The 12,454-nt window shown below is 55.7% G+C and carries 10 protein-coding genes; 3 read left to right on the top strand and 7 right to left on the bottom strand.

What is annotated here, in order from left to right:
* Positions 1-75: 75 nt before the first annotated feature.
* The 3 genes from SADFL11_RS05625 to SADFL11_RS05615 all read left to right on the top strand — a co-directional run bounded on the left by SADFL11_RS05625 (position 76) and on the right by SADFL11_RS05615 (position 2,608).
* Positions 76-855: an Fpg/Nei family DNA glycosylase gene (locus SADFL11_RS05625; protein WP_040450468.1), complete on the top strand. Its 780-nt coding sequence runs from the start codon at positions 76-78 to the stop codon at positions 853-855.
* A 64-nt stretch (positions 856-919) separates the two neighbouring features.
* Positions 920-1,756 (top strand): nucleoside triphosphate pyrophosphohydrolase, encoded by an 837-nt coding sequence (mazG, locus tag SADFL11_RS05620; RefSeq protein WP_008189739.1) that lies wholly within the window; start codon positions 920-922, stop codon positions 1,754-1,756.
* 108 nt (positions 1,757-1,864) lie between these two features.
* The gene (locus SADFL11_RS05615; protein WP_040450470.1) at positions 1,865-2,608 is read left to right on the top strand and encodes a substrate-binding periplasmic protein; all 744 of its coding nucleotides are present in this window, start codon (positions 1,865-1,867) and stop codon (positions 2,606-2,608) included.
* Between the two features lie 72 nt (positions 2,609-2,680).
* Here SADFL11_RS05615 and SADFL11_RS05610 read toward each other — a convergent pair whose 3' ends face one another.
* The 7 genes from SADFL11_RS05610 to SADFL11_RS05580 all read right to left on the bottom strand — a co-directional run bounded on the left by SADFL11_RS05610 (position 2,681) and on the right by SADFL11_RS05580 (position 12,361).
* A complete protein-coding gene (locus SADFL11_RS05610; RefSeq protein ID WP_040450472.1) occupies positions 2,681-4,120 on the bottom strand; it encodes a ferric reductase-like transmembrane domain-containing protein in 1,440 nt (479 codons plus the stop codon).
* Positions 4,121-4,480: 360 nt separating this feature from the next.
* Positions 4,481-5,896, bottom strand: a complete 1,416-nt coding sequence (gene hflX / locus SADFL11_RS05605) for a GTPase HflX (protein ID WP_050775943.1) — start codon at positions 5,894-5,896, stop codon at positions 4,481-4,483.
* Entirely contained in the window at positions 5,897-6,151 is a 255-nt protein-coding gene (hfq, locus tag SADFL11_RS05600; protein ID WP_006934516.1) for an RNA chaperone Hfq, read from the bottom strand.
* Between the two features lie 189 nt (positions 6,152-6,340).
* A complete protein-coding gene (locus SADFL11_RS05595) occupies positions 6,341-7,204 on the bottom strand; it encodes a D-amino-acid transaminase (RefSeq protein WP_008191931.1) in 864 nt (287 codons plus the stop codon).
* A gap of 103 nt (positions 7,205-7,307) precedes the next feature.
* Positions 7,308-8,684, bottom strand: coding sequence for a Trk system potassium transporter TrkA (gene trkA, locus SADFL11_RS05590; protein WP_040450475.1), 1,377 nt, complete (start codon positions 8,682-8,684; stop codon positions 7,308-7,310).
* A 52-nt stretch (positions 8,685-8,736) separates the two neighbouring features.
* Positions 8,737-10,104, bottom strand: a complete 1,368-nt coding sequence (ntrX, locus tag SADFL11_RS05585) for a nitrogen assimilation response regulator NtrX (protein ID WP_008189008.1) — start codon at positions 10,102-10,104, stop codon at positions 8,737-8,739.
* Complete coding sequence (locus SADFL11_RS05580) at positions 10,094-12,361, bottom strand: sensor histidine kinase NtrY-like (protein WP_008197374.1); 2,268 nt, start codon at positions 12,359-12,361, stop codon at positions 10,094-10,096. The genes ntrX and SADFL11_RS05580 overlap by 11 nt, the downstream gene beginning before the upstream one ends.
* Positions 12,362-12,454 lie beyond the last annotated feature (93 nt).

Genomic DNA, 12,454 nt, shown 5'->3' with positions numbered 1-12,454 from the left:
AAACGCGCACTATGGTTTGAAGGACTTCAACTTGGAGCCCTTCATCCGACCCGCATTTCCAAGAGCCATTCACCAATGCCAGAAGGCCATACGATCCATCGTGCCGCCCGCGACCACCGGAAAATCATCAAAAATCGCTATTTGGCCGTTTCTTCGCCGCAAGGGTGGTTCGAAGACGGTGCCGCTTGGCTCAACGGACGCCTCTGCGAAGAGGTCGAGGCCTACGGCAAACACCTGATCTACCGCTTTGAGGGAGAAACGTTCCTCCACGTTCATCTCGGCCTTTTCGGCCGGATTCGAAAACGGAAATTGCCTGAACCAGAACCACGTGGCGCGGTCCGAATACGAATGATTGGCGACACACATCTCATCGATATCAACGGACCAACGGTGTGTGAGATCCTGGATCCGGATGACCTGACCAAGCTGACATCGCGAATTGGCCCCGACATCCTTCGCTCAGATGCAGATCCTGAGAAAGTCTTTGCCCGGATCTCCAAGAGCCGGTCATCCATTGGCAAACTTTTGATGAACCAAGCCGTTTTGGCCGGTATCGGCAACATCTACCGCAGTGAAATTTTGTGGCGCCAAGGCATTCATCCTGACCGGCCTGGCAAAGACCTTTCAAGGGATGACTTTGAGCGCCTCTGGGCCGATGCCGTACATTTGCTCGAAATCGGCGTCAAACGCAATGCGATCATAACTGTCGATGAGGCCGCCCCCGGTCGGGGCCGGTATCGCGAACGGGTCAATATCTTTGGCAAACGGAGTTGCCCCACCTGTGCGGGCGGCATCACGCAGGTCGAAATCGACACACGCAAGGCTTACTTCTGCTCAACTTGTCAGACGGATTGAAACTGGCCTTGGAACCTGCCAAGAAAGGCTTCTTCCACACCTCATTGATCTGCCAGGACTACCAATGAAACCCAGCCGCGACATTTCCCGCCTAATCGAGATTATGGCGGCCCTGCGCACGCCCGGAACCGGGTGCCCATGGGATTTGGAACAAAACTTCGCGACCATCGCGCCCTACACTCTGGAAGAGGCGTATGAGGTCGCCGATGCAATCGCGAAGGACGATATGCTGGAGCTTCGCGAAGAACTTGGCGATCTGCTCTTGCAGGTGGTCTACCACGCACGGATGGCGGAGGAAGAGGATCAGTTTGCGTTTCCCGATGTCGTGGAAGGCATCACAAAAAAGATGATCCGCAGGCACCCTCACGTCTTTGGCGATGAAACAGGTGAAAAGCCCGAACTCGTCCAGGGAATTTGGGAACGCATCAAATCGGAAGAACGGGCTGAAAAACGTGCCGAACGGGAAGCTCTGGGACTTGTTGAACCGAACAAGGGCTTCCTGGATGACGTACCGACAGCCTTCCCTGCCCTGCAGGAAGCGGACAAGCTCCAGCGGCGCGCATCCAAGGTTGGCTTCGACTGGAACGATGCCCGGCTGGTCCTGGACAAGATCCGGGAAGAGACCCATGAGCTGGATGAGGAACTCGCCAAATCTGATCCTGACAAGGAGCGGATCACCGACGAATTGGGGGATACACTCTTTGCCTTGGCCAACCTGGCCCGGCACCTCGAAATTGACCCGGAAGAGGCCTTGCGCCGGACCAACCGGAAATTTCGCCGCAGGTTTGCAGCAATCGAGGGTGTTGCAGAGACAAATGGAACGACCCTGGACGCGATGAGCCTCGAAGAGATGGAAGCCGCGTGGCAAGCTGCAAAGAAACCAGATCCAGCTGCAACTTGATTCTGTTCGGGGACTCGCAAAAACTTACCATACGTGTTTTGCCAAGGTTTACTTAGGGTCAGAATCTCTCACACTTCTGCAAAACACGATCGGAAGCACCGGACTTTCATGGCCTTCATCAAAGCTTTTGCGCTATTTGCAATGGCAACACTATCCGCAGCGGTTTCAGCGCATGCCGAGACGTGGCGCATATCAGCGTTGGATTGGCCGCCCTATTCAAGCCCGCAAGAAAAGGATGGCGGTAACGCTGTTGCCGCGCTCCGCGCTTCTTTAGCCAAGATCGGTGTGACCCTCGAAATCGATTATATGTCCTTCCCCCGTGCCAAGGCGCTTGCAAAAAGCGGCCGGTACATTGGCTATTTTCCGGCCTGGCCAGAAGAAATCATCGAAGGTTTCAAAGGCTCCCGGCCCATCATGATGTCTCAGGTTGGAGTTGTTCATCGTCAGGACAACAGCGTGTCTTGGCGCAACACGCACGATCTCTTTGAAAACTACCCGGTCGGGTATGTCCGGAGCTTTGTCTACCCGATTGAAATTCAAGAAGAGGTCGAACACCACGCCACCACGGCGACGGGCGTGGACACTGAACAAGATCTCGTCCGTATGCTTGCAGCCGGCCGGATAGAGGTCGCCGTGACCGATCCATCAGTCATGCTCCGGATCAGCGAAAAAATGGGTATCACCGGGCTGGTTGCCAACAAATACATATTGTTTCGCAAACCGTTGGTGCTGGCTTTTTCCGGTGAGAGGGATAACGTCTCGCGAAGAGTGCGCCTCAATACTGTTTTGCCGCAATTCAGCCGGAACCAGCTTACCTGTTGCGCCTATCATCCCCCGGCCAAACAGAACTAGGCACTGAGTGTTTACCCAAATGAATTGGCGCTAGTCCTCCACGAACCAGCGCCAATTCCTAGCCTTTGATCATCAACTTGCCACGGGCGACGGTATCGCTCCTGGTTCAGGCGTCAGTTGAGGTCTCCGCTGTGGCCAGGCGGGTTGCATTCCGGCTGGTGCCCCGATGGTTTTCGGACCGATCGGATGAGCGTCCTCTGACGGGGGGCGCTGCTGGATGGTGCGTTTGGGTCCGAGGCCGAAGACCTGCCGCCATGTCCGTATGGGATTGCGGAAATCAAAGACCTCCGTGTGGATCGGCAGTTGACCACCGGCTGCGCGATAGGACCGGCAAGCAATAGTCAGAAGAGGATCCGGCCCGCACGCAAAGAGCTCGGATGATTGCCAACCAGGCGGCAAATGGGCATCGAACGTCTCCATGTTGAACCGGGCGCCTTCCGCATCGCCGAGAAAATGCACCACCAGCTGGGGCAACCGTTTGGCCATTGCCGCCAGATAATTGAGATCGACCGCATGGTTCATGGACCTGTAGATATAAAACAAGTCAATCCGCGGCCCGTGGTCAGGTGACATTGCGCCAAGCGCTGCCAGAAACGGGGTAATCCCTGCTCCGCCCGCAACCCAAATCTGCCTGTAGATCCGTTTCGGATCGGTTTGTGGGGCAAAGTCACCCGCAATCCTGTTCAACAGCACTTCGTCGCCAACCTTGAGCTGCGTTTGCAGCTTCTTTGTATAATCTCCACGGTCGAAGATGACGAAGCGCATGCCGTTCTGACTTGGCGCCGATGCAATTGTGAACGGGTGCGGTTCCCGAAGGCCTCGTTTGGTGCAGGAGAGGCTCGCATGCTGCCCCGGACACCATGCGACCGCCCCCTTGCCGTCTCGGGGTTCCAGCCGGATATCGATGCTGTCATGATTGTTCTTCAATGCACTCACCTGCATCCTGCGGGGCCGGTGCAAATGGTGTGCGATGACACGCGCCATCGCAGCAATGCCAACCACAGACAAGACCGCCAGCACCCACCAATGCACACTGAAATCTTCGACAGGAACAGCCGCCAGGAAGACGTGGGCGACCGTGACAAGATAAATCGGCCCCATTGCATAATGCGTCCAGCGCCAGAAGTGATAGGGAATTGCCGGGATAAGCCCGTACAACACGAGGATCATGAGATAAATCCCCGCAAACGTTCCGGCACGGGAGCCAAACTCTTCCCAGCCTGGCACGATGCTTTCCCCGCGCGGTTCGGCCAGAATCCAGTGCGCAAGGGTCATGATCCATGCCCAATGGGCAAAGATCCTGTGCACCTGGTAGGATCGCCCGGGACCACCCATAAGTCCGTCAACGATCCTTATTCGAGCGGCCAGCACCATACACACCGTCATGGCCACAAATGCACCAACTCCAAAGGTGGCTGGTATCAGGTTTTCAGCAGGAACGCCGCTGAGGAGTGCGCTGTAAACGACAGCAGTAAAAAGAAGAAATCCGACATGCGGATAGATAAGTCGCATCAATTGCTCCCACCATGAATAGCATTGTTATGCTTGTCTAAGCTTCAGGTGGTTTCCCCGAATTCCCGTGCCGCATGTCTGAATGCGTTTGACCGCTTTCAAATATGCCCCCAACTCGAAAAAACAGAGTGCCAGCGATCCGTTAGGGATCAGTTATATTGTTCTAATACTGATAGTTAGCGAAGTAGCCGGAAATTCGGCGGCACTGAGACCGGAAACAGGAGATACGGCGGCGAGAACGCAATCACCTGTCATCAAACCAGGGCGTGTACCGTCCCGGTTGATTGAAACAAAAACCAGTCAATTCAAAAGTGTTGCGGTGAACCGGTATCAGAAGTCCGAAGGGTTTGTTCCGATACGTTATTCAGACGGATCAATCGCAAACTTGCCGAAAAGATCCCGGAATGGTCCGCGTTGCTTGTCCGAAACGCGGACTTCCGCGATGACGTATTCCTCTCCGTCTGAACGCTCAAGAACTTCAGCCATCTGATAAAGCTTTGCAATCAATGCGCCTTCAGCGACTGGCACACGGACCGATAGGATATCGTCATGCCGTGCCATGAAACTGTCGACACGGGCACTCAGATGCTCAATGCCCTCACCGGTCACTGCGGAGAGGGCGACTGGCCCCTCACCTTGTTCTTCTGAGAGAAGTTTTGCCCGGTAATCCTTGTCGAGGAGATCGATCTTGTTCCAGACCTCAATGATTGGTGCGCCCGTCAGCGCATCGACACCAAGCTCTTCCAAGGTTTTTTGAACGTCTTCCGCCTGGGCGTCCGTGTCAGCATGCGAAATATCGCGCACATGAAGGATCAGATCTGCTTCCAGCACCTCTTCAAGGGTTGCACGGAACGCAGCCACCAGATGCGTCGGCAGATCCGAAATGAACCCGACCGTATCTGACAGGATAATCTCGCGACCGTGCGGCAACGTGATCTTGCGCAGTGTTGGATCCAGCGTTGCAAAGAGAAGATCCTTGGCAAACACCTCGGACTCAGTCAAACGATTGAAAAGCGTAGATTTTCCGGCGTTCGTATAGCCCACCAGGGCGACGACCGGTTGCGGGATCTTCTTGCGTTTCTTTCGGTGCAGTTCCCGGGTTCGGCGAACGCTTTCAAGCTGCTTCTGCAGCGCTATAATACGTTCCTGGATCTGACGGCGGTCGGCCTCGATCTGGGTTTCCCCTGGACCGCCCATGAACCCGGCGCCGCCCCTTTGCCGTTCAAGGTGCGTCCAGGACCGGACCAACCGGCTTTTCTGCCAGGTCAGATGCGCCAGATCGACTTGAAGCTTGCCTTCTTTGGTCCGTGCACGGTCACCGAAGATCTCCAGAATCAAACCAGTCCTGTCGATGACCTTTGTCTTCAGGCGGCGTTCCAGGTTCCTCTGCTGAACAGGAGACAACGGGTGATCGATGACGACCAGATCCAGATCCTCACTCGCAACAATGCCGGCAAGCTCCGCAACCTTTCCTTCACCGAACAGCGTTGCCGGCTTGGGATTGTTTATCCGCACCACGCCTGAATGGACGATATCAAGGTTGATGGCCGCACTGAGGCCAATCGCCTCGTCAAGCCGGGCTTCCGGGCTCCGGTTGGATCTGAGATCTGCCTGGGAATTTTCAGAGCGCAGCTGGATGATCGGCTCGAGGATCATCGCACGAAAGCGCTGGGGCAGACGATCTACCCCAGTGTCTTTTTGTCTAAGAGATTTCTGACCCGGTTCTTCAGAACCATTGGATTTCGAAAAGTCGTCTTCGCGAGACTTAGGTTTCAATCAGCTTGCCTTTTCCGCGTTTTCCTCAGCCTGATCGAACAATTGAACAGGTCCGTTTGGCATAATTGTGGAAATGGCATGTTTGTAAACCAGCTGCGAATGACCGTCGCGGCGCAGCAGAACGCAGAAGTTGTCGAACCACGTCACAACGCCCTGCAGCTTGACCCCGTTGATCAAGAAAATTGTGAGCGGTGTTTTTTGTTTGCGAACGTGATTGAGGAATGTGTCTTGTAGGTTTTGTGCGCGCTCAGCCATGTGTTCTTTTATCCTATTTGGTCCGAATGCGGCCAGGCACCCGGTTTTCTCCTGGCTGACTGTTCCAAGCACAAATCCTCTCAGATTATGGTGTACCCAGCCTGCCCGCTTTTTTATTGCCCATCTATCAGTGGGTCATCTGCCCTGACCCTCAAGTATCCCCAGCCCAGCATCTAAGCGGGCTACGATTCACACCACCTTCAAATCAGTAGCAGTATGGAACAGTTCGCGCAATCGGGTTGCAACCGATCCGGGATGCCCATTCCCGATTACCTTGTCATCAATTCGTACAACAGGCATTGCGATATTTGTCGCAGCGGTAACAAACGCTTCCTTGGCATCATAGGCCTCTTCTAGGCTGAAAGGCCGTTCTTCAAAAGACAGCCCTTCGCGCTCAACAAGGTCCAAAATCGCTGTGCGGGTGATCCCACGCAAGATACCGCTCTCCGCCGGCCGTGTGATCAGCTTGCCATCCTTGGTCACAATCCAGGCGTTTGTCGAGCCGCCTTCGGTCACATTGCCGTCGGCGTCCACATACCAAGCCTCTTTGCCGCCTCTTTCCTTGGCGCTCTGCTTGGCGAGAACATTCGGCAGCAGGGCAACGGTCTTGATATCGACCCGCGGCCAACGGTTTTCCGGGTAACTGAAAACCGAAATCCCGGCCTCGGCTTGCGCGTTCACCGCAGCCGGGCTGGAAGAGCGTGCGGTGACAACAATTGAAGGCGCGACATTCGCTGGCGGGAAGAAATGGTCACGTTTTGAGACGCCGCGTGTTACCTGGATGTACACAAGCCCGTTGCGCACCTTGTTCCGGCGCACCACCTGCCGCAGCACGAATTCGACCGCCGGCCGGCTCATCGGCCAATCTATGGATAACTCGCTCAAGGACCGGCCGAGACGGTCCAGATGGCGCGGCATGTCGACGATCTGGTTGTTCCAAACCTCGCAAACCTCATAAACGCCATCCGCAAACTGGTAACCGCGATCCTCAATGTGGACTGCGGCTTCTGAATGCTGGACATATTGACCATTCACATAGGCAATACGGCTCATGAATTCTCCTGATCCCGGCAGGTTCTTTTTGAACCAATTGGTATTGCTACTGTTTTGACCGTTTGGTCAGACAAATGCAAGATCAGAAAAACGTCATACTGACTTAAAAGAAATCAAGACTGACGCGGAACATCTGCTCGACCTGCCGGACCCTGCTGGCGACTGCAAAGATTACGATCCTGTCTTTCGCCTGGATCTGCAGATCTCCGTTCGGTGTCAGAACCTCGCCATCCCGGAACACCGCTCCGATCCGGATCCCGGACGGCAAGTCGATCATGCGCAACGGCCGCCCGACCAGTGGAGAGGTGTCAAGCGCTTCTGCCTCAACAATTTCGGCAGCGCCGTTTTGCAATGTGTGGACACCGCGGATCCGGCCCCGGCGCACATGCTGGAGGATCTTGGAAATCGTTACGGCTCGTGGATTGATAAAGGCATCAATGCCAAGCGCGTTGGTGAACGCCGGATAACTCGGGTTATTCAAGAGCGACAAGGACCGTTTACAGCCAAGTTTTTTGGCCATAACGGACGACAGAATATTGACCTCATCTTCATTCGTGAGAGCAACCATTGTGTCCGCATCACCTGCATCAGCTTCGTTCAAAATTGTCAGATCCAACGCGCTGCCATGCAAAATGACCGACCGCTTGAGATCATCCGCAACTGAAATGGCACGTTCACGGGATGCTTCGATCAGCTTGATCTTTGTGCCGGCCTGACGCTGTTCCAAAGCCCTTGCAACATAAAGCCCGATATTGCCGCCGCCCGCGATCACAACCTTACCGGCTTCCGGCTCTTCATGCCCGAAAATGCTAAGTGTGCGGCGCACCTGATCCCGTTTAGCAACGACATAAGCGAGATCGCCTGTGTAGATGGAATCGCTGCTCTTCGGCACGAACAGTTTGTTGTTCCGGTAAAGCCCGACGACAACAGCCCCAAGATCCGGGAACAGTTCTGTCAGCTGATGAAGGGGCGTATCGACGACCGGGCAGTCGTCTTCACACATGATCCCGACCACAACGACATTGTCGTCGGCAAAACGGACGGTTTCCACGGCACCAGGAAGTGCCAAACGCCGAAGCACCATTTCACCGACTTCGATTTCGGGTGAAATGATCACGTCAATCGGCATGTTTTCCCGGGAAAACAGATTGCGCCAACGGCCCTGAAGATAGGATTGCGCGCGGATACGCGCGACTTTTGTCGGCACATTGAAGAGGGAATGGGCCACCTGACACGCGACCATGTTCACCTCGTCATACAAGGTGACGGCAACGATCATGTCAGCTTCTTCCGCGCCGGCTTGCGCCAGAACATCCGGATGAGCTCCGTGCCCGACAAAACCACGGACATCCAGCTGGTCACCGATCACATCGATCAGTTTGGGCGAGGAATCAATGACGGAAACATCGTTCTGTTCCGCAGCCAGCCGTTCGGCGATCCCGTAGCCGACCTGTCCGGCGCCGCAAATCACGATTTTCATGGAAACCCCTTCCCGGCTCTTCCTATTTGGCTCTCAAAGGCACGCTGGCGCGTCAGGTCATTCCCAAGGTCTTCAGCTTGCGGTGCAGCGCTGACCGTTCCATACCGACAAATTCCGCGGTGCGCGAGATGTTGCCGTCAAATCTCTTGATTTGCGCCTGAAGATACTCGCGTTCAAAGATTTCCCGCGCCTCGCGCAGTGGAACTGACATCAAGTGTTCCCCTGTTCCAGACGAAGGCAAGCTCGGCAGGGTTTCCCCGATTTCGGCCGGCAGAAGGTCCGCGGTAATGGTGCTGTCCGGCTCACCCCGGCTCAGGATCAACAGACGCTCGACGTTGTTCCGCAGCTGGCGGACGTTTCCTGGCCAGTCGTGGGTTTGAAGGACCGCCATGGCATCGTCGCCAATCGGGCGCAGCGGAATGCCGGACGCAGCGGAGATTTGCTCCATGAAGTGGCTAACAAGCACGGGAATGTCTTCCCGGCGTTCCGAAAGTCCCGGCACTCGGAGAGGCACCACGCTCAGGCGGTGATAGAGATCTTGCCGGAACAGGCCCGTTGCAATGTGTTCTTCCAGGTTCTTTGATGTCGACGACAGAATCCGGATGTCGACCTGTACCTTGCCGGTCCCGCCAACACGCGAAAAACTCTGCTCCACCAGAACTCTAAGGATCTTGCCTTGCGTTTCTGCCGGCATGTCGGCGACTTCATCCAGGTACAGCGTTCCGCCATGGGCTTCTTCCAAAGCGCCGATTTTGCGCAAGTTCCCGCTTTCATCTTCGATGCCGAATAGCTCTTCTTCCATGCGAGAAGGCGTGATGGTTGCAGCATTAAGAACCACAAACGGGCTTTTGGCACGTGGTGAAAGATCATGGATCATTCGTGCCGCGCGTTCCTTCCCCGATCCCGATGGACCGGAAATCAGTATTCGGCTGTTCGTTGCGGCAATCTTTTCGATGGTCTGACGCAAACCGTTGGCTGCTGATGAATCCCCGACGATATCGCTGGTTTCCCCGCTGCGCTGACGCAAATCGCGCACTTCGCGGCGCAAACTGGAAGCTTCGAGCGCCCTTTCGACGATATGGACCAGGCGGTCTGCCTTAAACGGTTTTTCGATGTAGTCGTAAGCACCGCGCTTGATTGCTGACACAGCCGTCTCAATGTTGCCATGGCCCGAAATGATCACCACCGGCAAATTGGGATCGGTTTCCTTGAACTGATCCAACAGTGCCAAGCCGTCCAACCGGCTTCCCATCAACCAGATATCGAGGATGACAAGCGACGGCTTGCGCTCTTTCACGGCGGCAATCGCGCTGTCTGAGTCATGTGCCGTGCGGGTGCCATATCCGTCGTCATCCAAAATGCCGGCAATCATCTCACGGATATCGGTTTCGTCGTCTACAACCAGAATGTCATGCGCCATGGGCGGTCACTGCTTCTTCTTCGGTTTGGTCTGTATCAAGGGTTTCAGACGGCTTCATGGAGAGCGTCAACCGGACGAGCGTCCCGGTGTCGTCCGGTTTGGCCTTTGGCGCATCCAGCAATTCAATGCCTCCTCCATGGTCTTCCAGAATCTTGCGCACAATGGCAAGTCCTAGTCCTGTCCCCTTCTCACGTGTCGTCATGTACGGCTCCAAAAGCCGCGATCGATTTTCTTCCGGCAGGCCGATACCGTTGTCGACCACATCAACAATTACCCGATGCGGATCGTCCTCCGGATCACATTTGACGTGAACGGAGACCGACCCCTTGGGCAAATCGTCACCCGTCCGGGCAGCGACGGCTTCTGTGGCGTTCTTGATGACATTTGTGAAGGCCTGTCCGACCAGCCGCTCATCGTACGTCGCCAAAACAGGGCGTTCAGGCAAGTCGGCGGTTACTGATATGTCCGGGTTGGCCACGGACTGCATGAAAGCAGCGTTTCGGACTGATTCCCGCAAATCGCTGGTTCTTTTTTTCGGTTTGCGCATGCGCGCAAAGGATGAGAATTCGTCGACCATCTGCCCGATATCGCCGACCTGGCGCACGATTGTATCGATGCACTGGTCAAAGACTTCGCGATCCTCTTCGATCCGCTTGCCATAGCGCCGGCGGATCCGCTCGGCTGACAACTGGATCGGTGTCAATGGGTTCTTGATCTCATGTGCGATCCGCCGGGCAACATCCGCCCAGGCAGAATTCCGCTGTGCGGATACAAGGCCGGTAATGTCATCCAGTGTCACAACGAAACCGTGTTCCCGTCGGGTGGATTGCTCGCTTGTAGTGCGCACATTGATTGTCCGCAGCCGTCCCCCACGCGTGATTTCGATCTGCGTTTCAGGCATTTTGTCGCCTTGCAGGGCCAGAACATCGGAAAGGTAGTCCGTCAACTCCGGCAAGACGTCCGGCAGCGGTTTGTTCAGGATCCCGATTTCCTCAACCTGCAGGAGCTCTTCAGCCGACCGGTTGACCAGAATGATGGATCCCTCATCATCCACCCCGATAACGCCGGTCGAGACCCCGGACAGAACCGCTTCGTTGAAGCGCCGCCTCCGATCAATCTGCTCGTTGGCCGCAAGAAGCGCATCCCTTTGACCGACCAACTGACCTGTCATCTTGTTGAAACTTTGCCCAAGATTGGCAAGGTCGCCGCCGGCTTTCTCCGTTGGCACGGTGACGGACAGGTTGCCGCTCGCTACTTCGTCTGCCGCAGAAATGAGGCTGCGGATCGGTGAGACCAGTTGATTGGCGAATCCGAAGCCAATCCAGATCGCGGAAAGCAGCAGAACTAGAGCGACGCCAAGATAGACCAGCGCAAAGGCGATCTGAACCCCGAACCGGCTGTTTTCCATTTGCTGGTATTGAAGGGCACCGCTTTCGGCAAGGCCCATGTACTCCACGACACGTGGATCCAGGCGGCGTACTGCGTAGAGAACGAAACCATCATAAGCGGAGAGGTTCATCACTCCGCCGACAAGGTTTGAAACTCCTGGTGCAATCAGAATTGGATCACCGGATTGCGCCTTGAAAATGCTATCTGCAGGCGGCAGCGGGATATCGGCGTTGGGATCCAGAACAACCCTTGTCACCACGTCGCCTTCGCGGTTGATGATGTAGGCCGCCAGGATGCCGCGCAAGGAGACCTGAGTTCGGAAAAACTGATCAAACCGGGTCGGCTCAAAATCATAAACCGGCTTTGCCCGGTCCAGATCGGTCCGCATTGCAATGAGATCACCCCGCAGGACCCGCGCGTGTTCCTGCAAATAGGCCTGCGCCACCGTCAAGGCGTTGTCAATGATGGTGCGTGTGCGGTCCTCAAACCAGCGATCGAGCCCACGATCAAGCGTCACAGCCGCCAGAATAGCCATCAGGATCGCCGGAACAGCAGCAACGACACTGAACAGCGCCACCACCCGCACATGAAGACGGGCAGCTGCCCGGCCCCGGCGGCGCGCCTGAAGCAGTTTGATGATTTCATAGCCGATGAGCGCCAACAGGATCACGGCCCAAAGGCCGTTGATCGCCATGGCTGTGACGATAACGTCGCGTGTCGGGTCGAGAGACGTCAGACCCATCAGGATGAAGAACGTGACCCCGATGGAAATGAGCGCCAGGATCATCACGGCAAGACCGGCACGCCGCCAGAACTTACTGGCGCTGCCGGATTGCGCTACGGGATGTTGCGCGGTTTCCAGTATCATTCGGCCCCTGGTATTTGCCTGCAAAATTTCGGCGCAGAGTCAGAAGCTCTGCGAATGCGGCAGACTTACCACACAATGTTGCGAAATTGCGAC

Source organism: Roseibium alexandrii DFL-11 (genome assembly GCF_000158095.2).
GTDB lineage: Bacteria > Pseudomonadota > Alphaproteobacteria > Rhizobiales > Stappiaceae > Roseibium > Roseibium alexandrii.
Note: the sequence above shows the minus strand (reverse complement) of the source record. Positions and strands in the feature narration are given on the sequence as shown.